General features: G+C 63.3%; 29 protein-coding genes. 9 read left to right on the top strand and 20 right to left on the bottom strand.

All coding sequences use genetic code 11. The features are described from left to right. Nucleotides 1–122: 122 nt before the first annotated feature. The 4 genes from rpmB to FQU74_RS04075 all read left to right on the top strand — a co-directional run bounded on the left by rpmB (nt 123) and on the right by FQU74_RS04075 (nt 1,947). Nucleotides 123–410 carry a 50S ribosomal protein L28 gene (rpmB, locus tag FQU74_RS04090; protein ID WP_146286200.1) on the top strand — a complete coding sequence of 96 codons (288 nt, stop codon included), beginning with the start codon at nt 123–125 and terminating at the stop codon, nt 408–410. 121 nt (nt 411–531) lie between these two features. Continuing rightward, nucleotides 532–876, top strand: coding sequence for a hypothetical protein (locus FQU74_RS04085; RefSeq protein WP_146285150.1), 345 nt, complete (start codon nt 532–534; stop codon nt 874–876). A 37-nt stretch (nt 877–913) separates the two neighbouring features. Continuing rightward, nucleotides 914–1,420 (top strand): copper chaperone PCu(A)C, encoded by a 507-nt coding sequence (locus FQU74_RS04080; RefSeq protein ID WP_146285149.1) that lies wholly within the window; start codon nt 914–916, stop codon nt 1,418–1,420. Nucleotides 1,421–1,476: 56 nt separating this feature from the next. Then, entirely contained in the window at nt 1,477–1,947 is a 471-nt protein-coding gene (locus FQU74_RS04075) for a low molecular weight protein-tyrosine-phosphatase (protein WP_146285148.1), read from the top strand. Here the strand turns inward: FQU74_RS04075 and FQU74_RS04070 are convergent. Further along, a complete protein-coding gene (locus FQU74_RS04070) occupies nt 1,938–2,624 on the bottom strand; it encodes a rhomboid family intramembrane serine protease (protein WP_146285147.1) in 687 nt (228 codons plus the stop codon). The two genes, FQU74_RS04075 and FQU74_RS04070, sit on opposite strands and share 10 nt — an antisense overlap. A 90-nt stretch (nt 2,625–2,714) precedes the next feature. On the opposite strand from FQU74_RS04070, the gene trpS reads away from it, so the two are divergent. Together trpS and FQU74_RS04060 are read left to right on the top strand one after the other, a co-directional pair. Beyond that, entirely contained in the window at nt 2,715–3,758 is a 1,044-nt protein-coding gene (gene trpS, locus FQU74_RS04065) for a tryptophan--tRNA ligase (RefSeq protein WP_146285146.1), read from the top strand. After that, nucleotides 3,758–4,834: a hypothetical protein gene (locus FQU74_RS04060; RefSeq protein ID WP_146285145.1), complete on the top strand. Its 1,077-nt coding sequence runs from the start codon at nt 3,758–3,760 to the stop codon at nt 4,832–4,834. The genes trpS and FQU74_RS04060 overlap by 1 nt, the downstream gene beginning before the upstream one ends. Nucleotides 4,835–4,963: 129 nt before the next feature. Here FQU74_RS04060 and FQU74_RS04055 read toward each other — a convergent pair whose 3' ends face one another. The 4 genes from FQU74_RS04055 to FQU74_RS04040 form a co-directional block, all read right to left on the bottom strand. Then, complete coding sequence (locus FQU74_RS04055; protein WP_146285144.1) at nt 4,964–5,281, bottom strand: hypothetical protein; 318 nt, start codon at nt 5,279–5,281, stop codon at nt 4,964–4,966. Between the two features lie 53 nt (nt 5,282–5,334). Next, the gene (locus FQU74_RS04050) at nt 5,335–6,681 is read right to left on the bottom strand and encodes an 8-oxoguanine deaminase (RefSeq protein ID WP_146285143.1); all 1,347 of its coding nucleotides are present in this window, start codon (nt 6,679–6,681) and stop codon (nt 5,335–5,337) included. Nucleotides 6,682–6,801: 120 nt separating this feature from the next. Next, nucleotides 6,802–7,602 carry an inositol monophosphatase family protein gene (locus FQU74_RS04045; RefSeq protein WP_146285142.1) on the bottom strand — a complete coding sequence of 267 codons (801 nt, stop codon included), beginning with the start codon at nt 7,600–7,602 and terminating at the stop codon, nt 6,802–6,804. A gap of 137 nt (nt 7,603–7,739) precedes the next feature. Further along, the gene (locus FQU74_RS04040) at nt 7,740–8,102 is read right to left on the bottom strand and encodes a helix-turn-helix domain-containing protein (protein ID WP_146285141.1); all 363 of its coding nucleotides are present in this window, start codon (nt 8,100–8,102) and stop codon (nt 7,740–7,742) included. A gap of 352 nt (nt 8,103–8,454) precedes the next feature. Between FQU74_RS04040 and FQU74_RS04035 the strand changes: the two genes are divergently transcribed. Next, complete coding sequence (locus FQU74_RS04035; protein ID WP_146285140.1) at nt 8,455–9,420, top strand: NADPH:quinone oxidoreductase family protein; 966 nt, start codon at nt 8,455–8,457, stop codon at nt 9,418–9,420. A gap of 79 nt (nt 9,421–9,499) precedes the next feature. Here FQU74_RS04035 and FQU74_RS04030 read toward each other — a convergent pair whose 3' ends face one another. The 10 genes from FQU74_RS04030 to FQU74_RS03985 all read right to left on the bottom strand — a co-directional run bounded on the left by FQU74_RS04030 (nt 9,500) and on the right by FQU74_RS03985 (nt 18,598). After that, complete coding sequence (locus FQU74_RS04030; protein WP_146285139.1) at nt 9,500–10,480, bottom strand: Gfo/Idh/MocA family protein; 981 nt, start codon at nt 10,478–10,480, stop codon at nt 9,500–9,502. Nucleotides 10,481–10,561: 81 nt separating this feature from the next. Next, entirely contained in the window at nt 10,562–11,182 is a 621-nt protein-coding gene (locus tag FQU74_RS04025; RefSeq protein WP_146285138.1) for a class I SAM-dependent methyltransferase, read from the bottom strand. A gap of 20 nt (nt 11,183–11,202) precedes the next feature. After that, on the bottom strand, nt 11,203–11,952 hold the full coding sequence (locus FQU74_RS04020; protein WP_146285137.1) for a CDP-alcohol phosphatidyltransferase family protein: 750 nt from the start codon (nt 11,950–11,952) through the stop codon (nt 11,203–11,205). Between the two features lie 3 nt (nt 11,953–11,955). Continuing rightward, a complete protein-coding gene (locus FQU74_RS04015; RefSeq protein ID WP_229704353.1) occupies nt 11,956–12,654 on the bottom strand; it encodes a phosphatidylserine decarboxylase in 699 nt (232 codons plus the stop codon). Nucleotides 12,655–12,929: 275 nt separating this feature from the next. Continuing rightward, nucleotides 12,930–13,826 carry an RNA polymerase sigma factor RpoH gene (gene rpoH / locus FQU74_RS04010; RefSeq protein WP_146285136.1) on the bottom strand — a complete coding sequence of 299 codons (897 nt, stop codon included), beginning with the start codon at nt 13,824–13,826 and terminating at the stop codon, nt 12,930–12,932. Between the two features lie 155 nt (nt 13,827–13,981). Continuing rightward, a complete protein-coding gene (locus tag FQU74_RS04005; RefSeq protein ID WP_277752289.1) occupies nt 13,982–15,127 on the bottom strand; it encodes a gamma-glutamylcyclotransferase in 1,146 nt (381 codons plus the stop codon). Beyond that, a complete protein-coding gene (locus FQU74_RS04000) occupies nt 15,124–15,564 on the bottom strand; it encodes a TrgA family protein (protein WP_146285135.1) in 441 nt (146 codons plus the stop codon). The genes FQU74_RS04005 and FQU74_RS04000 overlap by 4 nt, the downstream gene beginning before the upstream one ends. Before the next feature lie 25 nt (nt 15,565–15,589). Then, on the bottom strand, nt 15,590–16,804 hold the full coding sequence (locus tag FQU74_RS03995; RefSeq protein WP_146285134.1) for an SAM-dependent methyltransferase: 1,215 nt from the start codon (nt 16,802–16,804) through the stop codon (nt 15,590–15,592). Nucleotides 16,805–16,871: 67 nt separating this feature from the next. Next, the gene (locus FQU74_RS03990) at nt 16,872–18,296 is read right to left on the bottom strand and encodes a cryptochrome/photolyase family protein (protein WP_188781567.1); all 1,425 of its coding nucleotides are present in this window, start codon (nt 18,294–18,296) and stop codon (nt 16,872–16,874) included. Between the two features lie 77 nt (nt 18,297–18,373). Next, nucleotides 18,374–18,598 (bottom strand): ribbon-helix-helix domain-containing protein, encoded by a 225-nt coding sequence (locus tag FQU74_RS03985; RefSeq protein WP_146285132.1) that lies wholly within the window; start codon nt 18,596–18,598, stop codon nt 18,374–18,376. 236 nt (nt 18,599–18,834) lie between these two features. Between FQU74_RS03985 and FQU74_RS03980 the strand changes: the two genes are divergently transcribed. After that, nucleotides 18,835–19,083 carry a hypothetical protein gene (locus FQU74_RS03980; RefSeq protein ID WP_146285131.1) on the top strand — a complete coding sequence of 83 codons (249 nt, stop codon included), beginning with the start codon at nt 18,835–18,837 and terminating at the stop codon, nt 19,081–19,083. On the opposite strand, the gene FQU74_RS03975 is transcribed toward FQU74_RS03980, so the two are convergent. The 5 genes from FQU74_RS03975 to FQU74_RS03955 form a co-directional block, all read right to left on the bottom strand. Further along, on the bottom strand, nt 19,074–19,265 hold the full coding sequence (locus tag FQU74_RS03975; RefSeq protein ID WP_146285130.1) for a DUF4169 family protein: 192 nt from the start codon (nt 19,263–19,265) through the stop codon (nt 19,074–19,076). The two genes, FQU74_RS03980 and FQU74_RS03975, sit on opposite strands and share 10 nt — an antisense overlap. 109 nt (nt 19,266–19,374) lie before the next feature. Beyond that, nucleotides 19,375–20,769: a class II fumarate hydratase gene (gene fumC / locus FQU74_RS03970; protein WP_146285129.1), complete on the bottom strand. Its 1,395-nt coding sequence runs from the start codon at nt 20,767–20,769 to the stop codon at nt 19,375–19,377. A 102-nt stretch (nt 20,770–20,871) separates the two neighbouring features. Then, the gene (locus FQU74_RS03965; RefSeq protein ID WP_146285128.1) at nt 20,872–21,333 is read right to left on the bottom strand and encodes an SspB family protein; all 462 of its coding nucleotides are present in this window, start codon (nt 21,331–21,333) and stop codon (nt 20,872–20,874) included. 78 nt (nt 21,334–21,411) lie between these two features. Beyond that, entirely contained in the window at nt 21,412–22,677 is a 1,266-nt protein-coding gene (locus FQU74_RS03960) for an aminotransferase class V-fold PLP-dependent enzyme (RefSeq protein WP_146285127.1), read from the bottom strand. Nucleotides 22,678–22,732: 55 nt separating this feature from the next. Beyond that, the gene (locus FQU74_RS03955; protein ID WP_146285126.1) at nt 22,733–22,924 is read right to left on the bottom strand and encodes a hypothetical protein; all 192 of its coding nucleotides are present in this window, start codon (nt 22,922–22,924) and stop codon (nt 22,733–22,735) included. Between FQU74_RS03955 and FQU74_RS03950 the strand changes: the two genes are divergently transcribed. Continuing rightward, complete coding sequence (locus tag FQU74_RS03950) at nt 22,917–23,963, top strand: extracellular solute-binding protein (protein WP_146285125.1); 1,047 nt, start codon at nt 22,917–22,919, stop codon at nt 23,961–23,963. The two genes, FQU74_RS03955 and FQU74_RS03950, sit on opposite strands and share 8 nt — an antisense overlap. Nucleotides 23,964–23,965: the final 2 nt, after the last annotated feature.

The raw sequence follows: 23,965 nt of genomic DNA, 5'->3' as shown, positions 1-23,965 counted from the left end.
TGCCGGGAAATCCGCCTAAACGGCGGCGATGGAATTCGGTGCCGGCTGGCTCAGCGGGCTCCATGGGTGTTACTCCGGGCTGCCGCCTTTGGGCAATGGTCCGAAAGACAAGGAACAACAAGATGTCGCGCGTCTGCGAACTGAGCGGTAAAGGCCCGATGGTTGGTAACACCATCAGCCACGCCAACAACAAATCCAAGCGGCGCTTCCTGCCGAACCTGAACGACGTCACCCTGCTGTCGGACGTTCTGGGCCAGTCGTTCAAGATGCGCGTTTCGGCGGCTGCCCTGCGCACTGTTGACCACCGCGGCGGTCTGGACGCCTTCCTGGCCAAGGCCAAGGACGAAGAGCTGTCGGCTAAGGCGCTGAAAATCAAGAAAGACATCGAAAAGGCCCAGGCAGCAGCCTGATCCTTTCCGGTCGATGCATGAAGGCCCTGCGATGTGCTCGCGGGGCTTTTGTCGTTTGCGAAAGGCCCTGCGCACGCTTTGTCGCATTTGCCTTTTTCGCACCAGCAGGTAGTCTTTCGGCATGACCCGCCTGCGCAGTGCAATCGCCGGACTTATCTGTCTTGTCCTTGCCATCGGCAGCGGCGGCATTGCCTTGGCACGTATGCAGCCGGCGCTGATGGACGTGATCGAGATCTGCTCGGGCGATCAGATCATCACGTTGAAGCTGGCCTCTGGCGGCTCGCAGAAGCCCGTGCACCCTTGCCCGGATTGCGTCATCGCGGGTCTCTCGATTCTGCCCGAGCCGATTCTCGTGCCACCGGCGCCAGATACCGTGGCCCCGCGCGCAGCCGGGCAACGTGCGGCCGTTGCCGACCATGCGCCGCCTCTCCGCTCGGCCCGTGACCCACCCGCTGATCCCTGCTGAACCCCAGTTATTGAACTTTCAGACAAGGATCCGACCGATGCTCAAGACATCGCTGCTCTCTGCCACCATGTTGGCAATTTTCGCCCTGCCCGCCCTCGCCGAAGGGATCGTCGTGAATGACGCCTACGCGCGCTCTTCCTCCATGAACGCGAAGGCAGGCGCTGCCTTCATGGTGATCGAAAACACCACCGACACGGACGACCGCCTGATCTCGGCCACTTCGGATGTAGCGCAGCGTGTAGAGTTGCATACCCATCGGGCGGATTCGGCCGGAAACATGCAGATGCTCGAGGTGAAGGAGGGCTTTGCCATTCCCGCCCACGGCAGCCATGCGCTGGCGCGTGGGGGCGACCATGTGATGTTCCTTGGCCTGAACCGTGGGCTGGCACATGGCGACATGGTCGACGTGACGCTGACCTTTGAAAAGGCGGGCGACGTCACCATCAAGATCCCCGTCGACCTGGAACGTCAGGACGGGCCCGGCATGCAGATGGGCGGCGGCATGGGCGAAGGCCAGATGCACAAGCATGGCGCCTCAAACTGATCAAGCGGGCCAGCGGGGCTATGTCTGGCTCCGCAGGCCCACCCAAGGAACCACACATGACCCGGCACATCCTGTTTGTCTGCCTTGGCAATATCTGCCGTTCCCCGGCGGCTGAAGCCGTGCTGCGCGCAAAGGCCGCCCGCGCAGGCCTGATGGTAGAGGTCGACAGCGCCGGCACCGGTGACTGGCATGTGGGAGAGCCGCCACATCCGCCGATGATCGCCGCCGCGACGGCGCGCGGATACCGGCTGGAGGCTCTGCGAGCGCGCCAGCTCTCCGTCTCGGACTTCGCGCGGTTTGACATGATCCTGACGATGGACAACGCCAACCAGCGCAAAGCCTCGGCCCTGCGGGCGCAGGCGGGTATGGGACCCCTGCCCAAACTGTTCTTGAGCTACGCCCCGGATTGCGGCCTGACCGAAGTGCCAGACCCTTGGTACACCGGCGATTTTGACCAGACGCTTGATCTGCTGGAGGCCGCGACCGATGGATTGATCGCCGCGCTGCTCAGCACGGATCAGCGCTGACGCAGGCGCGAGGTCAGCCGCGACACACCGCCGGGACTGACCACGAAGCTGAGCGCAAAGCCTGCAACAAAGCCCGCGAGGTCGGCAACCCAGTAATCCGCCCCCCCGAACAGCAGGCTGAAAAGCAATTGGGCGCCCAGAAGGAACAGGATCATGCGGAACGCGGGCAGGCGTGCCGCCCCCACCGCGTCTTGCCGCATGAGCAGCAGATAGGTGAAGGCCCCGATCAGCCCGTAGTTACCCGGATACCCCCCGAACAGCGGGGCGGTCACCCAAGGTTGGGCACTGAAGGCAAGCGCGCCGATGATCGACGCGCCAAAGAAGATGACGAGCACCGCCCACCAGCGAAAGATCTCGGCCACCTTCTTGCCAAGCGCCAGCAGGATCACAACCACGAATACCGCCTGCGTCGTCGTGCCCTGAACAAAGGGGTAAAGGATGAACCGCGCGAGGGCCTCGATGGGCCAGACACCATTCGTCCACATGTAGCGCGTCAGATCCGGGATCACGGCAAAGCGCTGCAGCGCCTCGATCCGCCAGCCAATCGCCGCAGGACCACCGACCAGACCACCTGCGCCAGCCGCCAGCACCACCTCCATCGCGATGATCGGCAGGGCAAGCAGCCAGACCACCGGCGGCAGCGGGTTCAGCGGCGGGGCATTCAGGGTATCGCGCATGGGCACCTCACTCCTGCGGGTGCCTTCATTGACGGCCCGCCGCCCGGAAGGTAAGCCGAAGCCCCAGCCATTTCCAGACGGAGAACGCATATGTCCGAGCCGGTCCAAACGCCTCAGACCTTCACCCCCCGGATCTTTTCGGGAATCCAGCCCTCGGGCGGTCTTACTCTTGGCAATTACCTTGGCGCGCTGAAGCGCTTTGTCGAGAAGCAGGACGAAGGGATCGAGACGATCTACTGCCTCGTGGACATGCATGCGATCACTGTCTGGCAAAGCCCCGCAGACTTGCGCCGGCAAACGCGTGAGGGGGCTGCCGCCTTCATCGCCGCCGGGATCGACCCGAAACGCTCGATCCTCTTCAACCAGAGCCAGGTCAGCGCGCATGCGGAACTCGGCTGGATATTCAACTGCGTCGCGCGGATGGGCTGGATGGGCCGCATGACGCAGTGGAAGGACAAGGCCGGCAAGAACAGCGAGAATGCCTCGCTGGGTCTCTTTGCCTATCCCGCGCTGATGGCGGCCGACATTCTGGCCTACAAGGCAACCCATGTGCCGGTGGGCGAGGATCAGAAGCAGCATCTTGAGCTGACACGCGACATCGCGGCCAAGTTCAACAACGACTACGGCGTGAACTTCTTCCCCATCACCGAGCCGGTGATCGAAGGCGCGGCCACCCGCGTCATGAGCTTGCGCGACGGATCGAAGAAGATGTCGAAGTCCGACCCCTCGGACCAGAGCCGCATCAACCTGACCGACGATGCCGACGCCATCGCCGCCAAGATCCGCAAGGCCAAGACCGACCCCGAGCCGCTGCCCGACACGCTCGACGGCCTGAAAGACCGGCCCGAGGCGCGCAATCTGGTGAACATCTACGCAGCCCTCGCGGGGCTTACGCCCGCTGCGGTGGTGGCCGAGCATGCAGGCGCCCAGTTCGGCACCTTCAAGCCCCGGCTTGCGGAACTTGCCGTCAGCGTGCTGTCGCCCATCACGACCGAGATGAACCGCCTGATGGCCGACCCGGCCGAGATCGACCGGATCCTTGGCGAAGGGTCTGCCCGCGCCGAGGCCATCGCCCGCCCCATCCTCGACGAGGTCTATGACATCGTCGGCATGGTGCGTTCGCGGCAGGTGTGATGGCCGGGCGCGGCCTGCGATTGATTGCACGGGCAGGGCTTCATGTCCTGTTCGTGATTTCTGTCGTGCTGGTCGTGCGCGGCGTGCTTGAACTGCGCGAGAACCCTGCGCTGACGCCCTATGTGGAACGTGGCGAGGCCGAATTCCGGGCCGCGGTCGATGCGGCCATGGCGCGGGCCGCAACGCCCCAGCGGATCCACACGCTGATTGAGGGCTATCTGAACGAGACACCGCGCGACTGGATCGCACTGCGTGCGGTCGAGGATGTCGCGGCGGAACGGGGCATCCCTGTCGACCCGGCGCTGGCACTGCGCATCAGCGCTGCCTGGGACGAGGATTCGAGCATGCTCGCCAAGGCCACGGCTTGCGGGCGCTGCATGTTCGACGTGGAAAGCTGCTCGATATCAGAAACGCTGATCTGCAATGTCCCGATCAGCTTTACGCCGGTGGGCGATGTGGCGGGCCTTGCGCAAGAGGGGTTGAACGCCGCACGGGGCCGACCGGTGGACACCTTGAACCTGACGCTCTCGGCCATCGGACTGGGCGCGACGGCGGCGATTGTCGTGACCGAAGGCAGCTCAATTGCGGTCAAGGCAGGCGCATCGGGGCTGAAGCTTGCGCGCGGTATGCGGCTTCTGTCGCCCGGGATGGAACGCTGGCTTCTGCGCATGGGGGATGAGGCCGTGGACATGGCCGCGCTCAAGCAAGTGCGCTGGCCAACTGACCTGCCCTGTGTATTCAACCGTGCCCCCGTTGCCGCCATCGGTGCTGCCGCGACCGATCTGTGGCGCGTGGCCGAGGCGACCGACCCCAAGACCGCGCTGCGCCTTCTGCCCCATATTGATGATGCCAATGACGCCCGCCGCATGGCGCGTGCCTCCACGGCACTCGGGCCGCGCACCTTGGGCAGCATCGAGGTTCTGGGCAAGGCCCGCATGATGCGCCTTGGCATCCGCCTTTCGGATCTGGCGCAAGAGCTGTTTGCCGGGCTGGCGGGGATGGTCGCCGCCGCGATCAGCTTTGCCAAATCGCTGGGCCTGCGCCTTTTGCGTGGGGGCATGCGCCGGCTGGCCTAAGCCGTCACGATCCTGTTGCAGGATCACGAGCTAATGGGCAGGCGCACAGCGCGATTCGGGCCGCCGTCCCCCAAGGCATCCTCGCGGCCAATTCCCCGGGCCGAGATCCCCTCCCGGTCCGGGGTTCGCTTACTCTTCCAGCAGACCCCAGCCATCCGGCGTGAAGTCGAACTTCAACGCGATTTCGGTGGCGATTTTCTCGTGCTGCCAGATGACATCGGCCGAAATCTTCAAGGGGCCGATCATCGCGTCGAGAAGTTCGTCCTCATCGTCGCGGTTGGTGCGGAAACCGCGATCCTGCAGCGCCTTCTGCACCCCGTCCCAATTGGCGTCGATATCCTCGGGGTAGAACTGATAGGTGATGATGGCGACCTCGGGCGCATCGGCGGCGAAGGCCTCGAAGCTTTCAAAGGTCTCGGCTTTCTGGGCTTTGTAGTCGTGACTCATCGCAGGTCTCCCTTTGGGGCGGTCATGCCAAAGCGCACGGCGCGGCGCAAGCGTCAAGCGTTGGCCAGCCGCCGTGCCAGTGCGTTCTGCCGCTCGATCACCAGGGGAAGGTCGATGGTAGCAAGCTGGTGATCGCGCACCACCTGCCGCCCTTCGACGAACAGATGCCGCGCCTGACCGGGACCACAGAGGACCAGCGCCGCGACCGGGTCCCACGCACCTGCCGCCTCAATGCCGCGCATGTCCCAGACAGCAATATCGGCCCGTTTGCCCGGCGCAAGGCTGCCGCAGTCATTGCGCCCCAGCACCTGAGCGCCCCCCAGCGTGGCAATCTCCAGCGCCTCGCGCGCCGACATCGCATCCGCCCCACGCGCCACCCGTTGCAGAAGCAGCGTCTGGCGCACCTCATCCATCAGATTGCCCGCATCATTCGATGCAGAGCCATCGACGCCAAGCCCGACACGCACCCCGTTGTCCCGCATGGCACGCACAGGCGCGATGCCCGACCCAAGCCGACAGTTGGAACAGGGGCAATGCGCCACCCCGGTCTGGCTGCGAGCAAACAGGTCGATCTCGGCCCCGTCCAGCTTCACGCAATGCGCATGCCAGACATCGGCCCCCGTCCAGCCCAGATCCTCGGCATACTGTCCGGGGCGGCAGCCGAAATTGGCAAGGCTATAGGCGATATCCTCGTCATTCTCGGCAAGGTGCGTATGCAGCATCACCCCCTTGTCGCGGGCCAGCAGGGCTGCATCGCGCATCAGATCGCGGCTGACCGAGAACGGTGAACAGGGGGCCAGCCCCACACGCACCATCGCGCCCTCGGCAGGGTCGTGGAAGGTGTCGATAACGCGGATGCTGTCCTTCAGGATCGCATCCTCGGCCTCCACCAGACTGTCCGGTGGCAATCCACCGGCGCTTTCGCCAATGCTCATCGCCCCGCGCGTCGGATGGAAGCGCAGACCCACCTCAGTCGCGGCGGCAATCGTGTCATCAAGCCGCGCGCCGTTTGGGTAGAGATAAAGGTGGTCCGAGGTCAGGCTGCAGCCCGAGAGTGCAAGTTCGGCCAACCCGATCTCGGCCGAGACGAACATCTCTTCCGGGCCGAACCGCGCCCAGATCGGGTAGAGCGTCTTGAGCCAGCCAAAGAGCAGCGCATCCTGTCCGCCCGGCACCGCCCGCGTCAGCGTCTGATAGAGGTGATGGTGCGTGTTCACCAGGCCCGGAGTCACAACGCAGCCCGTGGCATCCACCACCTCTGCGCCGGATGCCTGCAGCCCCTGCCCCACCGCCTCAACTATGCCATCGCGGATCAGCACATCGCCGCCCGCAATCTCGCGCCGCGCGTGGTCCATCGTCACCACGGCCAATGCGTTACGGATCAATATCTGTTGGGTCATTTCCCGGGTCCTTTGTCTTGCCCCTTCGGTTTCCCGGCCGGACGCGCGACAGAAGGGGGGAAGGACTCGGCGCGTCAGGGCCAATCTGCCCTGAAACGCCGTGCTGACGCAAGAGTGGGCTCAGCCCCGCAGGACGGCCATCGCTGCCTTGTGGACCGCCGGGGACGAAGCCGCCAGTATCCGCCCGCCCTGATGCGCGGGCCTGCCCTCCCAGTCGGTGACGATGCCGCCCGCAGCCTCGATCACGGCAATGGGGGCCTGAACGTCATAGGCCTGCAGCCCTGCTTCGACGACCAGATCGATATGTCCCGCCGCCAGCAGCGCATAGGCGTAGCAGTCTGTGCCATAGCGCGTCAGCCGACACTCGCGCGCAAGCGCGTGGAATGCCGCGCCCTCTTCTGCTGTCCCGACTTCTGGGAATGTCGACATGATGATGCATTCGCCTAGGTCACGCGCCGTCCGGGTGGCCAGAGGACGCGTCCAATGCGGACCCACCATTCTGGCAATGCCAAAGCCGCCCTCGAACCGCTCGCCGGTATAGGGCTGGTCGATCAGGCCATAGATCGGCCCCGAGGCATCTGCGACCGAGATCAGCACCCCCCAGGTGGGCGTGCCGCAAAGATAAGACCGCGTGCCATCAATGGGGTCGAGCACCCAGGTCAGGCCCGAACTTCCGACACTGGCGCCGAATTCCTCGCCAAGAATGCCATCCAAGGGGCGACGCCGCCCCAGAATCTCACGCATGCGCTGTTCCGAGAGGCGGTCGGCAACAGTTACCGGATCAAACCGGTGGCTTTCCTTGTTGTCTGCGGTCAAATCGGCGCTGCGGAAATGGCTCAACGTCGCTGTCCGCGCCGCGTCTGCCAGTTCATGCGCGACTGAAATCAGGTCCGCGCGTGTCGCCTCTGTCAGCACCGTCATATCTGTCACCTCTTGCTTGCCGTCCAAGGGCTAGCGATGCCCGTCAGGCCGGTCAAGCAAAGAGGCGTTTCATCACATCACCGGCGCGCCTTTCCCGGCACCCCGTCTTCTTCCGCACCAGGGGCGGAGCCCGGTGTTCAGGCAGCGTCGCTCAGCACGCGCGCCAGATCAAACAGGCGGCGGCGCTGCGCTTCGGGGATGGCGTAGTAAGACCGAACCAGCTCCAGCGCCTCTTTGTCGGCCAGCATGTCGCCTTCGACGGGCACGGCCACGTCGCGTTTTTCATCAAGACCTTCAAAGAAGAAACCGATGTGCACACCAAGCGTCTCGGCGATGTCCCACAGGCGGGAGGCGCTGACACGGTTCATGCCGGTTTCGTATTTCTGAATCTGCTGAAATTTAATCCCGACCTGATCAGCCAGCTGTTGCTGGGTCATGCCCACCATCCAGCGGCGATGCCGGATACGCTTGCCCACATGCGCATCAACGGGGTGCTTCATCTTCAATACTCCCAAGTGACAAAATTTACCGTTACCACCGGTTTGCAGCCTATGGGTGTAGGATGCTGCCCGGCTTCTCCTTATTGTCATGTAACACTCAAAACGGCTACCTGTCTTTTTAGACAGTGCCCGTCGCACCATCGAACAACAGTCCGGGATTGCAGCGCAAATTCACCCTTGGCCACCGCATTCCGCCCCTGCTTTCTCTGATACAGGGGCTTTCACCAAATAGTTGTGCCCAGTTTTTGACCACCACGCAAGCCCAATCTTCCCCCTTCTGGACAGCGATTCTCTCTTCGCTAAGGTCCTTTTTCGACAATGATTCCAGTCCTGCAACCGGAGCGATTCTGACGTGCAAGCGCTACAACTCGAAACCCTTCACGTCGCGCCTGTCCTGCGCGAGATCACCCTGCCTGCGCCCGCCCGTGGCGAGTTGCGCCTGCGGATTGCGGCCTGTGCGCTGAACTTTGCGGACCTTCTGATGATCGACGGGCGCTATCAGGAAAAACCCGCGCTCCCCTTCACCCTCGGGATGGAGATGGCGGGAACCGTCATCGCCCTTGGGGAAGATGTGACCGGGTTCAGGATCGGCGACCGGGTCGCGGCCTTTGCCGGACAGGGCGGCCTTGCAACCGAGGCGAATGTCGCCGCAAGCCGCTGCCTTCCCCTGCCAGCAGCGCTTGATTTCGAAACCGCCGCCGCGTTCCAGATCGCCTACGGGACGTCGCACCTGTCGCTCGATCACCGCGCGCACCTGCAGCCAGGTGAGACGCTGTTCGTGACCGGTGCGGCGGGCGGCGTTGGCCTGACGGCAGTCGAGATCGGCAAACGGATGGGCGCGCGGGTCATCGCCTCGGCCCGCGGCGCCGAAAAGCTGGAGGTTGCGCGCCAGGCCGGTGCCGACCATGTGATCGACAGCGACGCCCCCGGCCTGCGCGAGGCCCTGCGCGAGCTTGGCGGGGTGGATGTCGTCTATGACTCGGTGGGCGAGCCCGCCTTTTCTGAAGCGCTGCGCGCCACACGGCCTGAGGGGCGCATCCTGACCATCGGCTTTGCCGGTGGCGAAGTGCCGCAGATCCCGGCCAACCTGCTGCTCGTCAAGAACCTGACCGTGATGGGCCTCTACTGGGGCGGCTACCTGACGTTCCGCCCCGATGTTCTGACCGCAAGCCTGCGCACGCTTGCCGACTGGATCGCGGATGGCAGCCTGAAACCCCACATCAGCCACCGCTTCCCCTTGTCACATGCCTCCGAGGCACTCTCCTGCCTGCGCGAACGCCGCTCGACCGGCAAGATCGTGGTCACGATGGCGGCCTGACCCCTTCATCCGGGCACCAAGAACTTTCGGGGGTGAGCTGGCCGCCGACCAGAGGGGGCGGACAGCCCCCTGCGCCCTCTCAGAATTCCACACCGCAGGCGAAGATCGTGTCGATCATGGCCTGCGTGCCCTTCGAGAACTCCATCGAGCATGGATAGGGCGCCCCCTCTGTCACGCTGCGCCCAAAGGCTTCAACCTGCAGGACATAGTGGTTGACGCCGGAATAACGGAACAGCTCAGAGACCCCGCCGCCGCGATGTAGCTCTACCTGCGCCTCGCCGAAGAGCCCCGCATTGAACGGTGCGGTCAGGCGGATCAGGCCGGTCGTGCCCTGGAAGATCACTTCCTGACGCGGGAAAAGCCGCATCGAGGTGATGGCCGAATAGGTGAAACGCCCCTGCGGCCCCTCCATCTCGCCGGTGACATGGGCAAAGGTATCGACCCCATTCTCCCGACGCAAACGCGCCTGCAGGTTCACGGGTTCGGCCGCTGCGGCAAAGCGCACCGATCCATAGGTGTAGACCCCGATGTCACGGATGCCGCCGCCCCCGGTTTCGGGACGGTTGCGGATATTGCCCGGCTCGGTCCGGTTGTCATAGCTGAAGGCGGTATCGACATGCTCCAGCCGGCCAATCGCGCCCTCGGCAATCAGGTCGCGCGCCTTCTGCCATTGCGGGTGATGCACGATCATATAGGCCTCGGCCACCACGAGCCCGCTGGCATCGCGCGCGGCGATCAGCTGCTCGAACTCGGCCGCCTGCATGGTCATGGGCTTTTCGGTCAACACATGCTTGCCGGCAGCGATGGCCTTCAGCGACCACTCCAGATGCAGGGTGTTGGGCAGCGGGATATAGACCGCATCGATGCCGGGATCGGCCAGCAACGCCTCGTAGCTGTCATGCAGGCGCAGTCCGGGCGCAAAGGCACGAAATCCCGCCGCTTTTTCCTCGGATGAGGTTGCCAGCGCCGCCAGCTCGGCCCCCTTGGCCGCGTGGATCGCCGGTCCCATGTGGTTCTGCGCGAACTTCGCCGCCCCTAGAATACCCCAACGCACGCTCATCGCGTTCCCTCCCGCCCGTGTCGTGCGAAGGTTAGGCGGGTGGCATGCCCGCCGCAAGCTCGGAAGTTAGCGCAAACAGCCTTAGTCGCGGCGACGTAGCCGCAGATAGGTCATGAGGCCAAGTGGCGGCAACCCGTCCTCTTCGACCAGTTCGAGCCGGGCATCGCCCAGCACACGGGCACGATCAAAGTCGCTGTGCCAGCCAAGCAGATCGGACAGCGGCGCAACCATCCGCTCGATCCTGGCCAGCGCCCCCTTGCCCTCGGCCGCGAAGTGGTTGGTGATCAGCACATGGCCACCGCGCCGACAAACCCGCGCCATTTCGGCCAGAACGCGCTCGGGCTCAGGGACGACCGACATGATATGCATGGCGCAAACGGTGTCGAAACTCTCGTCCGCGAAATCCAGCGCCCGCGCATCCATCTGACGCAGTTCGCGCACATGGCGCAGCCCTTGCTCGGCCACCCGTTCATGCGCCTTGGCCAGCATCTCTTCGGAAAAGTCGATGCCTGTCACCTGCATATGCGGGGCATAGAATGGCAAGGCCAGGCCAGTGCCAACCCCGACTTCCAGCACCGTGCCGCCGACATGGTTGGCAAAGCTCGTCGCGCGCCGCCGTCCAGCATGGGTGACCGCGCCAAAGGTGCGATCATAAACCGGGGCCCAGCGGGCATAGGATTTCGCGACGGCTTCAAGCTCCATCCGGGGCTCCTTTCAAATCATCAGGTTTCGGTCGGCCCTGCATCGGGTGTCTTGTCGCGGCGGACCATGCTGAAGCCGACGATGCCGACATAGATCAGGTCTAGCGCCACCAGCGTGGCCCATGGGTAGGCGATCAGCGCTGCGATCAGACCTGCAAAGGCCACCACCACATAGCGCACATACCGTGCCTCGAAGGTCAGCTTCTTGAACGACGGCGTGCGGAAACGCCCGATCATCAGCGCCCCGACGCCCGCCATGTAAACCGCGACGATGCTGCCATGGAACGGCTGTTCGGCATCGATGGCGAAGCTGAGGAACATGGGCAGGAAGGCCAGCATCGCCCCGGCAGGCGAGGGCACACCCTGAAAGCCCGCCTTCTCGGCCACCTTGTCGATTGCGCGGTTGCCCAGATTGAACCGCGCAAGCCGCAGAAGGCACGAGACGGCATAGATCAGCACGGCAATCCAGCCCGCCGCGCGCATGTCCTGCAGCGCCCAGATCCACAGGATCAGGCCCGGCGCCACGCCGAAATTGACAAAGTCGCACAGGCTGTCCAGTTCGGCACCGATCTGGCTCTCAGACCTCAGCAGGCGCGCAATCCGGCCGTCGAGTCCGTCCATGATCGCCGCCAGCACAATCAGCAACAATGCCAGACGAAAGTGGCCCTCGATGGCAAACCGAATGGCCGTCAGGCCAGCGCAAAGCGCGCCAACCGTCAGCATATTGGGCACAAGCCCGATCAGCGAAAGGCGACGCGGCGCGGGTTCCATCGCTCAGACCAGCTTTGCAAGGCGTTGGGGCAACTCGCGGCCCAGCTCGGCGATCACCGTCTCGCCTGCAATACAGGTCTGTCCCACGGCGACCAGCGGCGACACACCTTCGGGAAGATAGACATCGACGCGGCTGCCAAAGCGGATAAGGCCAAAACGCTCACCCGTCTTCAGGCTCTGCCCTTCTGACACAAAGGGCACGATCCGGCGCGCGACCAGACCTGCGATCTGCACGACTGCGATGCGGCGGCCGTCGGCAAGCTCAAGGCACAGCGAGTTGCGCTCGTTGTCCTCGGACGCCTTGTCGAGCGAGGCGTTCAGGAATTTGCCAGGGCGGTAGGCCATCTCCACCAGCTTACCCGCGATGGGCGCACGGTTCACATGGCAGTTGAAGACTGACATGAATACGGAAACGCGCAGCAGCGGGTCGCTTGCCATGCCCAGCTCAGGCGGCGGAACCGCACGTTCGATCAGCGACACGACACCGTCGGCGGGAGAGATCATCAAGCCATCGCCCTGCGGCACGGCACGCTTGGGATCGCGGAAGAAGTAGTAGCACCAGATGGTCAGCCCGACCCCGATCCAGCCCAGCGGGTCCCAAAGCCAGAACAGCAGCAGGGTAACCAGACCAAAGATCGCGACGAACTTGATGCCTTCGGGGTGCATCGGCTTTATGAACGTCTTCAGCATGTCAGAGGGCATGGTCATCGGTCAGGGTCCTTGTTCCGTTTGCGCCTTGGTACTGACACCTGCCCGCAGGATCAACGCCACGCCGCCGCGCAACATGCGCGCAAACGACAAAGCAACTAAATACGACGCTTTGGACACGAAACGCGACGCGAAGTAAACCCCTGCCCGATCACATTTTCAACTGCAGGGCATGGCCTCGGCGGATCACGGGCAGGATGGGCTGGCCGCGATACGAAAAAGGGGCGGCCCGAAAGCCGCCCCTTTTCCTTCTGTCTGCGTTGCTGCGATCAGACTTTGGCCAGCATCCCCTTGCCGCGGGCCAGTTCTTTCATCTTGGCCTGCAGTTTTTCAAAGGCACGCACCTCGATCTGGCGGATCCGCTCGCGGCTGACGCCGTAGCTATCGGACAACTCTTCAAGCGTGACCGGGTCTTCGCTCAGACGGCGCTGCACCAGGATGTCCTTTTCGCGGTCGTTGAGCACCGACATCGCCTGCGCCAGCAAGGCACGGCGGGCGTCCAGTTCGTCACGCTCGGCATAGGCGCCTGCCTGATCGCTGTCCTCATCCTCAAGCCAGTCCTGCCATTGGGTCGAGGAATCGCCGTCCGAACCCACCGTCGCATTCAGCGAGGCATCCGAGCCAGACAGGCGCCGGTTCATATCGATGACCTCATCCTCGGTCACCGACAGATCCTTGGCGATCTGAGCCACGTTTTCGGGACGCAGGTCGCCGTCTTCAAGCGCACCGACCTTGGCCTTGGCCTTGCGGAGGTTGAAGAACAGCTTTTTCTGCGCCGAGGTGGTACCCAGTTTCACAAGGCTCCAGGACCGCAGGATGTATTCCTGGATCGAGGCGCGGATCCACCACATGGCATAGGTCGCGAGGCGGAAGCCCTTTTCGGGGTCAAACCGCTTCACGGCCTGCATCAGGCCGACGTTCGCTTCGGAAATCACCTCGGCCTGCGGCAGACCGTAGCCGCGATAGCCCATGGCGATCTTTGCGGCCAGCCGAAGGTGACTGGTCACAAGCCGGTGGGCGGCCTTGGGGTCCTGATGATCAACCCAGGCCTTGGCCAGCATGTATTCTTCTTCCGGTTCCAGCAGCGGGAACTTGCGGATCTCTTGAAGATAGCGGTTCAGCCCCTGTTCTGGGCTGGGCGCCGGAAGGTTCGCATAGCTCGACATTGACTGTCCCCCTTTCTCGCCCCGAAGCCAAAAGCCTTGCGGGGCAGACACTTTACAACGGACCGCACAAACCACAACCAGTGCCTGCACGGTTTCCGACATTTTACGTCAAGATAGGACGCATCCGTCGCGGATTCGAGGAATGTAACACCACTTCACACAGACGTGTTATCGCTATCGCCGTGGCGCGGCGTTCGCAAACGTGCCCGCTCACGCTGAAGCCACAATGCCGTCAGCATCAGGGGGGCGTTGTTCACCTCGCCACTCGCGATCAGCGACATAAGGGCTTCAAATTCAATAAGATGTCCGCGGATATCCTCGGCCTCGCCCTCGACGCCGAACACGCCCTCGATGCCATCGGGCAGATCGGTCAGGGCGACATAGGAATAGATGTATTCGCTTTTCGCACCGGGCGACGGGTAATAGCCCGCAACGAATTCCAGCGCCCCGAGGTTCAGGCCGGCCTCCTCGACCGCCTCGCGCCGCGCGGCCTGTTCGGGTGTCTCGCCCGCATCGATGCGCCCTGCGATGGCTTCAAGCAGCCAGGGCTGCGGATCACCCCGCCCCATCGGCCCGGCACGGAACTGTTCGATCAGCAGCACGCGGTCGCGCGCCGGATCATAGGGCAGTACCGTCACGGCATCGCCCGAGACGAAAACCGCGCGGTTGATCACCGGGCTGCGCGATCCGTCGAAGCGGCGATAGGTCAGGTCGTATTCTTCAAGCGCAAAGAAATTCGCATAGCTTTGCCGGTGACGCAGAACCTGCACATCGCTATCGCCGGCATGGTGGCGCCGGGTTGCCGGGGCCGCTGTTGCCGCACGCAACCGACTGGCGCCGCGCACCTGCATCAGACCATAGCGCCGCGCGACCTCTGCCCCGCTGCGCTGGCCCATCAGCATCATCACATCGGCCGCCGTTGCGACCGCAACATCGCCCCAATTGAGGCGCCAGTCATCAAGGCTCCAATCGCCCGCGCTGCCCTGCCCCTCTGGCGGCATATAGACCAGCGCCGTCAGGGTCGTGCCATCCGAGACCCGCACCGATTGCGCGGCGAGACGGTATCCGAAACCACCCTCATAGAAATCCAGCCGCTCCAGATCGCTGTCGGTCACATCCCGCATCAGGGACCCCGACGCCAAAGCGCCTGCAAGCGGAACAAGGGTCGGCCAGTCACCAGCCTCGGCCCGTGCGACGGTATGGCCTGGCAGAGCCGCCGGTTCTACCGCGACCTCTCGCCCCAGGACCTGCTGCAAGAGCGGCAGGTGCCGCAGCGTTCCGTAAAAGAACAGCACCGTCACGGATAGTTCCGCCCGACGATGCCCGAGATCCAGCCGCCGATGAACCCGCCCAGAACGATGGCCAGAAGGACGGGGCCATTGATCAGCACAAGACCATATTCCACAGCCATCTCGAAGATGCCCACGACCGCGGCAACCGGCCCGTCGTAGAGCATCCGAAGCGACTTGATGACCATCTGATAGATCGAGAGCGCAAGCAGGCAGAAGACCACGGTCATCAGCGATGTCTGAAGCCCTGCGCTCAACGTGACCATCAGGGGCCGGTCAGCCTGTGGGCCCATGATACGCCAGCCGCATACAAGGCCAATGAAGGCCGCGATGGACCGGTAGTCGCCAAAGGCCTGATCGGGCGGGATCGCGCGCGCGTAGAGTTCAGTCACCACCCAAGCTATGGCCGCGAACACCACGGCACCTGCCAGCTTTCCCGCTGTCGGCATGCTTTTCCTGCCCCTCGCGCAGCCCTCAACCCGGCCGCGTCATCGTGATCTGCGTCACGTCGCAGTTTCCGCCCTCAAAGGCACCTGCGCAAGAGGTCAGGTAGAAATTCCACATCCTGCGGAAGCGGTCATCAAAGCCCAAACGGCTCACCTCGGGCCAGCGCCCGTTGAAGGTGTCATACCAGCGGCGCAGGGTCAGGCTGTAGCTGTGGCCGAACTCTATCGAGCCTTTCAGCCGCAATCCCGCTGTTGTGATCTCGCGCTGCAAGGCCGAAGGCGAGGGAAGCATCCCGCCGGGGAAGATGTATTTCTGGATGAAATCCACCGTCCTGCGATAGGATTCAAATCTGTGGTCGGGCACAGTGATGATCTGCAGCGTCGCATTGGCGCCGGGCTTCAGGCAGTTGTGCACCGCGTTGAAGTAGGTGGGCCAGTACTTTTCGCCCACCGCCTCGAACATCTCGATTGAGGCTATGCCGTCGTAGCGCCCCCTCTCATCGCGGTAATCTTGCAGACGGATCTCTACCCGGTCGGCAAGGCCGGCCTTCTGGATGCGATCCTGGGCGAAGTCATGCTGCTCTTTCGAGATCGTCAGACCGGTCACGCGCATACCCCGCTCGCGCGCCGCATATTCGGCAAATCCCCCCCAACCGCAGCCGATCTCCAGCAGATGATCGCCAGCCTTGGCGCCCATCTGATCGATCATCGAGGCGTATTTCGCCGTCTGCGCGGCTTCGAGGCTTTCCTGCCCGCTGGTGAAAAGCGCGCTGGAATAGGTCATCGTATCGTCCAGCCACAACTTGTAGAAGTCGTTCCCCAGATCGTAGTGGTAGGCAATGTTGCGCCGGGCCTGCGTGCGAGAGTTCGAGCGCATCCAGTGGCGCATCCGCTCATAGGCCCGCACCAGACCCATGCCGGGAAAGCCGTCGTTCACCGCGTTGTTGGCGGGGATCTGCACCAGATCCATGAAGGCCTGCAGGTCGGGCGTATCCCAGTCACCATCCAGATAGGCATCGCAGAAGCCCAGATCCCCCTCGCGGATCAGCCGCGAGAATACATCGGCGTTGCGCACCCGAACCTCGGCCACCGGGCCGGGCTGGCTGCCCTGTGACCGAAACCGCCGCCCGTCAGGCAGAACGAAGTCAAGCTGCCCGGTCTGCAACCGCTCCAGCACGCGCAACACCTGCGCAAAGTATCGCGGCAGGCCGTGCTGGCCCTGCGACGAAGTAAGCACCGTCATTTCACATACCTCCCCCGGCATTCTGCGGCCGGGTCTTTCCAGATGATTCCCGAAGGTGGGCCATCACTCAAGCGTTACGTTGTTCATAGGCTTCCAAAGCACGCCTGCGCCCTGCGTCCAGCGAGATCAGGGGCGCGGGATAGGGTTGCGCGGGATCAAGGCCCCAGCGTTTCGGCACAGCGCGGAAATAGGCGATGGCCTCGGGCTCGGGGGTGCGGGACAGTTCTGCCACGAAACGGCGGCGGTATCGGGCATCGACATCGAACTTATCGGCCTGCCCTGCCGGATTGAAGATGCGGAAATACGGGGCAGCATCGGGGCCACAGCCCGCAACCCATTGCCAGCCCATCGCATTCGCCGCCGGGTCCCAGTCTGTCAGGCAGTCGGCAAACCAGCGCAGGCCTACCCGCCAATCGGTCATCAGGTGCTTGGTCAGATAGCTTGCAGCAATCATCCGGGCGCGGTTGTGCATGGTGCCGGTCACATACATCTGCCGCATGGCCGCATCGACCAGCGGCTCACCCGTCAAGCCCCGACGCCACCGCTCGGCATCCTCGTTGTCGCCGCGCCATGGAAAGGCGTCCCAGCCTTCGCGCCAGTTCTGATCGGCAAGCGTCGGGAAGTGATAGAGCAGATGCCAGGCGAACTCGCGCCAGACCAGTTCCTTGAGGAAATGCTCGGCGCCTGCGGCACCCTGCTGCATCGCGCGAAATCCTGCATGCCAGATGGTACGCGGGGAAATCTCGCCATAGGTCAGGTTCTCGGACAGGCCAGAGGTGGCATCCTCACCCATCAAGTCCCGCGCGGCACGATAGCCCGCGACCTTTTGGTCCAGAAACGCGGCCAGCCGATCCTGCGCGGCGGGTTCACCGACATGCTGATAGGGTGCGCAGACCGCAGCCCCCCGGCGCATGGCTGCCCCCAACCGCCAGTCGTCCAGCTTGTCCGACCGGGGCCATGCGGCCGGGATCAGCAGCCGGGCCGGCGCAGGCAAGGGCGCGGCAACCGGGCGGTCCTTCACCGCGCGCCAGAATGGTGAATAGACACGGTAGCACCCACCCTGCCCGGTCTCGACCTGCCAGGGTTCGTGCAGGGTGAATCCGGGATGGCTTTGCGCCTCGATTCCCTCGGCCCGCAGCGCTTCCTTGATTGCGCTGTCGCGCGCGCGCGACGCCGGATCATAGGCGCGCGTCCAATATACCCCTGTGGCGTTGCTTTCACTGATCAGGGCGCGAAGCGTCTCAAGCGCCGGGCCACGCCGCAGCACCAGACGCTGGCCCATGGCGCCAAGGCTCTCCGCAAAGGCGGCGAGCGCCAATCCAAGCCGCCACTTCGCCGCAGCACCGATCTCTTCGGTCTCGGGGTCCAGGATGAACACCGGGATCAGAGGACGCCCTTCCTGGACGGCTGCAGTCAGCATCGGATGGTCGTTCAGCCGAAGGTCCCGGCGAAACCAGACGAGAAGCGGTTGGGCAGACATATCGGCGAACATCCTGATCTTTCACGTCTTTACGATCAGGATATCAAAGCGGATCACCGACGCATCGCCAAATGACGCAAATTCCCGCCTCAGGTCTGGCTGGCCCTGTAGTGCCGCAACACAGCTAGGCGGATGGCACTGGCAAGACCGATATCGCCGTCACGCGCCTCGTCAATCTCGACCGCCAGCTCGTTCAACCCCTTGCCACGCGCAAGTGCCATTGCCTTGAACCCATCCCAGAACTCGGCCTCCAGTGATACGCTGGTGCGATGACCGCGCAGTGTCAGCGAGTGTTTCGTGGGGCGCATCGTCATCGCCTTCTCCTGATCTGGTCCCGCTCCGTTCTGGCGGGCAAGTTGCGGGAATGCCACCGAAACATGCAAATGCACGCAAGCGCTGTTTCCGATCGCCAGTCAATAACCGGAAATTGATCGCATCGTTGAATCATTCTCCCCAAAATCGGGACATCCTGCTAGGGTGATCAAATGCGAGTCGGCTGCCACCGGTCGCATGTTCAAGCGACGAAAAATACCGAAACTGGGGGTTTCGCATGATGGGTTTCGACAGCTCCGGGGCACGGAATGGTGGCTCGCGGTTCCGTCTGGGGTTGGCGTTGTTTGGTCGGAAATCGCGGTCGGTCACACCTGCGATCGAAACGGTTCCTAAAGTATCCCGCGCAGAGATTTGCCGAAAGCAGAACGCGCTGCGCAGCCGTGAGGCCAAGGCGCGCGAGACAGAGAAAACTGACCCCTCGGCCACCTCGGTTGCCGAACGTGTGCGCGCCGCGCTTTATTCCTGATCTTTGTCAGCTTCGCGCTGATGCGCATCAAGCTCTCGGGCGGCCTTGGCCGCCCTTTGCTTTTCCAGATCCTTCTCGGCCTTGGTCCGACCAAACCGCACGGCATTGGCATCGGCCTCGGCGCGCTTTTCCGCGCGCTGCCTGTCCTTGCGAAACCGGTTGAGGTTTACCACCTCGGCCATCGGCATCTCCTTGATCGACTACCCTCGCAGGTTTGCTCGGGCGTTCGGCACTCGAAACGCTCCACCGGAGCGCCTCATAGGGGGCGCGAAGTGCGCCCCCGACCGTGCCTCACCCTTTCGGGCTGATCATGTCTTCCGGGCGCACGACGCGGTCGAAAGTCTCGCCATCGACAAAGCCAAGCGCAATCGCCTCTTCGCGCAGCGTGGTGCCGTTCTTGTGCGCGGTCTTCGCGACCTTCGTGGCGTTGTCATAGCCGATGGTCGGTGCCAGCGCCGTCACCAGCATCAGCGATTCCTTCATCAGCTTGTCGATGCGCGCGACATTGGCCTGCGTGCCGACCACCATGTTGTCGGTGAACGACCCTGCCGCATCGCCCAGAAGCTGCATCGATTGCAGCACGTTGTAGGACATCATCGGATTGTAGACATTCAGTTCGAAATGGCCCTGCGAACCGGCAAAGCCAATCGCCGCGTCATTGCCCATGACATGCGCGCACACCATGGTCAGCGCCTCGGCCTGGGTCGGGTTCACCTTGCCCGGCATGATGCTGCTGCCCGGCTCGTTCTCTGGCAGGATCAGCTCGCCCAGACCCGAGCGGGGGCCCGAGCCAAGCAGGCGCATGTCGTTCGCGATCTTGAAGAGGCTCGCCGCCACGGTCTTCAGCGCGCCCGAGAACATGACCATTGCATCATGCGCGGCCAGCGCCTCGAACTTGTTGGGCGCGGTGACGAACGGAAGGCCCGTGATCTCGGCGATCTGTGCGGCGACGCGGGTATCCCAGCCGACGCGCGTATTCAGCCCGGTGCCGACGGCGGTGCCGCCTTGCGCCAGTTCATAGATGTCGGGCAGGCAGGCCTTGACGCGGGCGATGCCCTTTTCCACCTGCTTGGCATAGCCGCCGAATTCCTGGCCCAGAGTCAGGGGCGTTGCATCCTGCGTGTGGGTGCGGCCGATCTTGATGATGTCCTTGAACTCTTCCGACTTGGCGACAAGTGCCTTGTGCAGTTTCTCAAGGCCGGGGATCAGCACATCGCGAGCCATCATGCCAATCGCCACGTGCATCGCCGTGGGGAATGTATCGTTCGACGACTGCCCCATGTTCACATGATCGTTCGGGTGGACCGGCTTTTTGGAGCCTTTCACGCCGCCCAGCATCTCGATCGCGCGGTTCGAGATCACCTCGTTGGCGTTCATGTTCGACTGCGTGCCCGATCCGGTCTGCCAGACCACCAGCGGGAAGTTGTCATCAAACTTGCCGTCGATCACCTCTTGCGCGGCAGCGGCGACCGCGTCGGCAAGTTCGGGCGCCATGTCACCCTGCGCCTTGTTCACCAGGGCGCAAGCCTTCTTGATGACGCCAAGCGCGCGCACGATGGCCACGGGCTGCTTTTCCCAGCCGATGGGGAAGTTCATGATCGAACGCTGGGTCTGCGCGCCCCAGTACTTGTCGGCGGGAACCTCGAGCGGGCCAAAGCTGTCGGTCTCGGTGCGGGTGGCGGTCATGGGCAAGCCTCCAGAAATTTGCCCGCCTCTTCTATGCGCCGGAACATGGGAAATCAATCGGCATACATATGTATACCGCTAACATCCTGCATTTCTGGATGGTTACTTGCGGAATTTGTCCAGACTGACGATCTCGGCCTCGTGCGGACGGGCGGGCGATTCTTCCACATCGTCCTCGTCGTCGATCTCGTCGTCGTCATCCTCATCATCGGCATGGGTTTCGAACCGCAGCCCGAACTCTACCGACGGGTCGACAAAGGTGCGCACGGAATCGAACGGGATGATCAGCGGTTCGGGCGCATTGCCGAAATTCAGCGTGACCGAGAACCCCTCATCCGTCACCTCGAGGTTCTCGAACCAGTGCTGGATGACAACAGTCATTTCCTCAGGATAGCGCGCGCGCAACCAGTCGGCGATCTCGACACCGGGGTAAGTCGTGTCGAAGGTGATGAAGAAATGGTGCGCCCCGGGCAAACCGTGATCGGCCACGTCCTTCAGGACAGTCTGGATCAGCCCCCGCATGGCGCGGTGCATCAGGTTGCCATAGTCTATAGAGCGGGACATCAAGCACCTCTTGCAGCCTCGGGTTCACCATAAGGCGCACCCGAAGCGATGGAAAGGGGATTCCCCCATTGCGTGGACTCAGGCCTTCAGAACATGGTCCAGTGCGCCGATCAGGTGGTCGACCTCGGCCTTCGTCGTATAATGCACGAAGCTCAGCCGCAGTACGCCCTTTTCCAGGTCAACGCCAAGCGCCCCCAGCGGACGGACGCCGTAGAAATCGCCGCCCCCCGCCATGATGCCATGACCCGCAAGCGCGGTGGCAACCGGCAGGGCCGGGCGATCCAGCGCCACGGCAAGCGTGGGCGCCCGCCGCGCGGCTTGGCGCGGGCCGATCAGGCGAAGATCGTTGCGCGCGGCCAGATAGTCGAGAAGAGGCGCGGTCAGTGCAATCTCGTGGTCGCGCATCAAACCATGCACGGCCGTATTCCGTTGCACCGGGCTGGCCGCGGCCGCACCGAAATGGTGGGCGTAGAGCGCATCGACATAATCGGCCATGCCAGCACAGGCCGCGACCTGGGCATGATCGGGACCTGCGGGCGTAAAGCGCTTGTAAAGGACATCGCCGTTGAAGAAATGCGCCTGATTGGGCAGCTCTGCCCCGATGCCGCGACGGAGGACCATGATCCCCTGATGCGGCCCGTAGGTCTTGTAGGCCGAAAACAGGTAAACGTCGGCCCCCAGTTCCGCCATGTCGGGAAAGCCGTGCGGGGCATAGCTGACACCATCAACACAGGTAAACGCGCCCGCCGCCCGCGCCATGGCGCAGATCTCGGCCACCGGGTTGATCTCGGCCACGATGTTCGAGCAATGCGGGAAGCACACCAGCTTCACCTTGCCGTCCGCAAGCAGTGGCGCAAGTGCTGCAGGATCAAGATGGCCTGTCTGCGGGTCGATCCGCCACTCGCGCACCTCTATGCCCTCGTCCGCCAGACGGCGCCAGACACCGCTGTTCGCTTCATGATCCTGATTGGTGACGACGATCGCCGCGTTCTTGCCCTCGAGCCACATGCGGACCGCGTTCGACAGCACAAAGGTATTGGCGCTGGTCGACGGGCCAAACGACAGCTCGTCCGTCTCAACTCCCATCAGGGCTGCCAGACGGGCGCGCGCCTCGTCCATCTCGGCCCCGCCAAGGCGGCTTGCCTCATAGGGGGCATAGGGCTGAACCTTGCGTTCATGATAGAAGCGGAACAACCGGTCGATCACCGGTTTGCAGGTATAGGATCCGCCCGCATTCTCGAAGAACATCTGGCCTTGCAGCGCCGCGCTGGAAAAGGCCGGGAACTGGCCACGGACGAAGTCGAGGTCAAGCGTCGGGCGAAGGGTCTGGCTGGTCTGGGTCATGTCATCCTCGGTATGTCGTGGGTGATTCTGTCGAAGTGCGGCCCCTGCCGCAACCTCAGGACCGACCAGCGCGACACGCTTCGATCATATTTTGATCAAAATTTTGCGTTTTCCCGCCGATGGGGATTTGCTCGCGAAATTTTTTCTTGTCGGGTGAAAACCGCTCGCTTAGCGTCAGCCCATCATGCATCCGCAGCACCGGGGGATCGGTCGGATGCACCAACAGCCGAGGAGCTTCCATGACCATTCGCACGACCTTGCTGGCCGGCGCCGCATTCGCATTCGCCCTGCCCGCCTTCGCCGCCGATTCCGAACTGACGGTTCTCGACTGGGCCGGCTGGGACATTGACGGGATCATGGATGGCTATGTTGCCAAGAACGGCGACAAGCCGACCTATTCGTTTTTCGCCGACGACGATGAGGCCTTCCAGAAATTCTCGTCGGGCTTCAAGGCCGACATCGTGCACCCCTGCGCCGCCCACGTTGCCCGCTATCGCGAGGCCGGCCTGATCGAGCCATGGGATGTCTCGAAGATCCCGGAGTTCGCGAACATCGGCGCACGGATGCTGGATTCCGAGGTGTTCAAGGATGGCGAAGGCGTCTGGTTCATTCCGACAGACTACGCCTATACCGCGATTGCCTATAACACCAAGGAAGTGCCCGAGGCTGATGTCGCCTCGCTCAAGGTGTTTGAGGACCCGAAATACGCAGGCCGCATCTCGCTGCCCGATTCCACTGATGACGTGTGGTCGCTGGCCTTCCTTGCGACGGGCCTGACCAGCTGGGAAAACGTCACCGATGAACAGTTCCAGGCGGCCGCCGACTGGCTGCGCGCCGTGCACCCGAATGTCCGCGCCTATTGGTCGGACCCGGCCGAGATGTCGCAGCTGATGGCGACAGGTGAGGTTCTGGTCGCCTGGTCGTGGAATGACGGCGTGGCGCTTCTGCAGGACGAGGGCTTCCCCATCGGCTTCCAGCGCAGCCCTGCTGAGGGTGCCGCCACCTGGTTCTGCGGCTTTGTGAACGCCAAGGACGGCCCCGGCAACGAAGAAAAGGCCTATGACTTCATCAACAGCCTGCTGGCGCCGACCTCGGCCCCTGCCCTGCTCGATGGACTGGGCTATGCGCTGTCGAATGACGCCGCGATGGCGACCATCCCGGCCGAGACGCTGAAGGCGCATTATGTGGATCCGGTTTCGACCACGATCCTTGCGCAGACCCCGATCCCGACCGAAATGCGCACCCGCATGATCGACGAGTTCGAGGCGATCAAGGCGGGCTTCTGATC

It is taken from the genome of Gemmobacter aquaticus, from assembly GCF_007859075.1.
Classification (GTDB): domain Bacteria; phylum Pseudomonadota; class Alphaproteobacteria; order Rhodobacterales; family Rhodobacteraceae; genus Gemmobacter; species Gemmobacter aquaticus.
Note: the sequence above shows the minus strand (reverse complement) of the source record. Positions and strands in the feature narration are given on the sequence as shown.

Excerpts from the sequence above, each read along its gene's own strand:
- rpmB (WP_146286200.1), top strand. The coding sequence starts at position 123 with ATGTCGCGCGTCTGCGAACTGAGCGGTAAAGGCCCGATGGTTGGTAAC.
- FQU74_RS04085 (WP_146285150.1), top strand. The coding sequence starts at position 532 with ATGACCCGCCTGCGCAGTGCAATCGCCGGACTTATCTGTCTTGTCCTT.
- FQU74_RS04080 (WP_146285149.1), top strand. The coding sequence starts at position 914 with ATGCTCAAGACATCGCTGCTCTCTGCCACCATGTTGGCAATTTTCGCC.
- FQU74_RS04075 (WP_146285148.1), top strand. The coding sequence starts at position 1,477 with ATGACCCGGCACATCCTGTTTGTCTGCCTTGGCAATATCTGCCGTTCC.
- FQU74_RS04070 (WP_146285147.1), bottom strand. The coding sequence starts at position 2,624 with ATGCGCGATACCCTGAATGCCCCGCCGCTGAACCCGCTGCCGCCGGTG.
- trpS (WP_146285146.1), top strand. The coding sequence starts at position 2,715 with ATGTCCGAGCCGGTCCAAACGCCTCAGACCTTCACCCCCCGGATCTTT.
- FQU74_RS04060 (WP_146285145.1), top strand. The coding sequence starts at position 3,758 with ATGGCCGGGCGCGGCCTGCGATTGATTGCACGGGCAGGGCTTCATGTC.
- FQU74_RS04055 (WP_146285144.1), bottom strand. The coding sequence starts at position 5,281 with ATGAGTCACGACTACAAAGCCCAGAAAGCCGAGACCTTTGAAAGCTTC.
- FQU74_RS04050 (WP_146285143.1), bottom strand. The coding sequence starts at position 6,681 with ATGACCCAACAGATATTGATCCGTAACGCATTGGCCGTGGTGACGATG.
- FQU74_RS04045 (WP_146285142.1), bottom strand. The coding sequence starts at position 7,602 with ATGACGGTGCTGACAGAGGCGACACGCGCGGACCTGATTTCAGTCGCG.
- FQU74_RS04040 (WP_146285141.1), bottom strand. The coding sequence starts at position 8,102 with ATGAAGCACCCCGTTGATGCGCATGTGGGCAAGCGTATCCGGCATCGC.
- FQU74_RS04030 (WP_146285139.1), bottom strand. The coding sequence starts at position 10,480 with ATGAGCGTGCGTTGGGGTATTCTAGGGGCGGCGAAGTTCGCGCAGAAC.
- FQU74_RS04025 (WP_146285138.1), bottom strand. The coding sequence starts at position 11,182 with ATGGAGCTTGAAGCCGTCGCGAAATCCTATGCCCGCTGGGCCCCGGTT.
- FQU74_RS04020 (WP_146285137.1), bottom strand. The coding sequence starts at position 11,952 with ATGGAACCCGCGCCGCGTCGCCTTTCGCTGATCGGGCTTGTGCCCAAT.
- FQU74_RS04015 (WP_229704353.1), bottom strand. The coding sequence starts at position 12,654 with ATGCCCTCTGACATGCTGAAGACGTTCATAAAGCCGATGCACCCCGAA.
- rpoH (WP_146285136.1), bottom strand. The coding sequence starts at position 13,826 with ATGTCGAGCTATGCGAACCTTCCGGCGCCCAGCCCAGAACAGGGGCTG.
- FQU74_RS04000 (WP_146285135.1), bottom strand. The coding sequence starts at position 15,564 with ATGCCGACAGCGGGAAAGCTGGCAGGTGCCGTGGTGTTCGCGGCCATA.
- FQU74_RS03995 (WP_146285134.1), bottom strand. The coding sequence starts at position 16,804 with ATGACGGTGCTTACTTCGTCGCAGGGCCAGCACGGCCTGCCGCGATAC.
- FQU74_RS03990 (WP_188781567.1), bottom strand. The coding sequence starts at position 18,296 with ATGTTCGCCGATATGTCTGCCCAACCGCTTCTCGTCTGGTTTCGCCGG.
- FQU74_RS03985 (WP_146285132.1), bottom strand. The coding sequence starts at position 18,598 with ATGACGATGCGCCCCACGAAACACTCGCTGACACTGCGCGGTCATCGC.
- FQU74_RS03980 (WP_146285131.1), top strand. The coding sequence starts at position 18,835 with ATGATGGGTTTCGACAGCTCCGGGGCACGGAATGGTGGCTCGCGGTTC.
- FQU74_RS03975 (WP_146285130.1), bottom strand. The coding sequence starts at position 19,265 with ATGGCCGAGGTGGTAAACCTCAACCGGTTTCGCAAGGACAGGCAGCGC.
- fumC (WP_146285129.1), bottom strand. The coding sequence starts at position 20,769 with ATGACCGCCACCCGCACCGAGACCGACAGCTTTGGCCCGCTCGAGGTT.
- FQU74_RS03965 (WP_146285128.1), bottom strand. The coding sequence starts at position 21,333 with ATGTCCCGCTCTATAGACTATGGCAACCTGATGCACCGCGCCATGCGG.
- FQU74_RS03960 (WP_146285127.1), bottom strand. The coding sequence starts at position 22,677 with ATGACCCAGACCAGCCAGACCCTTCGCCCGACGCTTGACCTCGACTTC.
- FQU74_RS03950 (WP_146285125.1), top strand. The coding sequence starts at position 22,917 with ATGACCATTCGCACGACCTTGCTGGCCGGCGCCGCATTCGCATTCGCC.
- FQU74_RS03955 (WP_146285126.1), bottom strand. The coding sequence starts at position 22,924 with ATGGTCATGGAAGCTCCTCGGCTGTTGGTGCATCCGACCGATCCCCCG.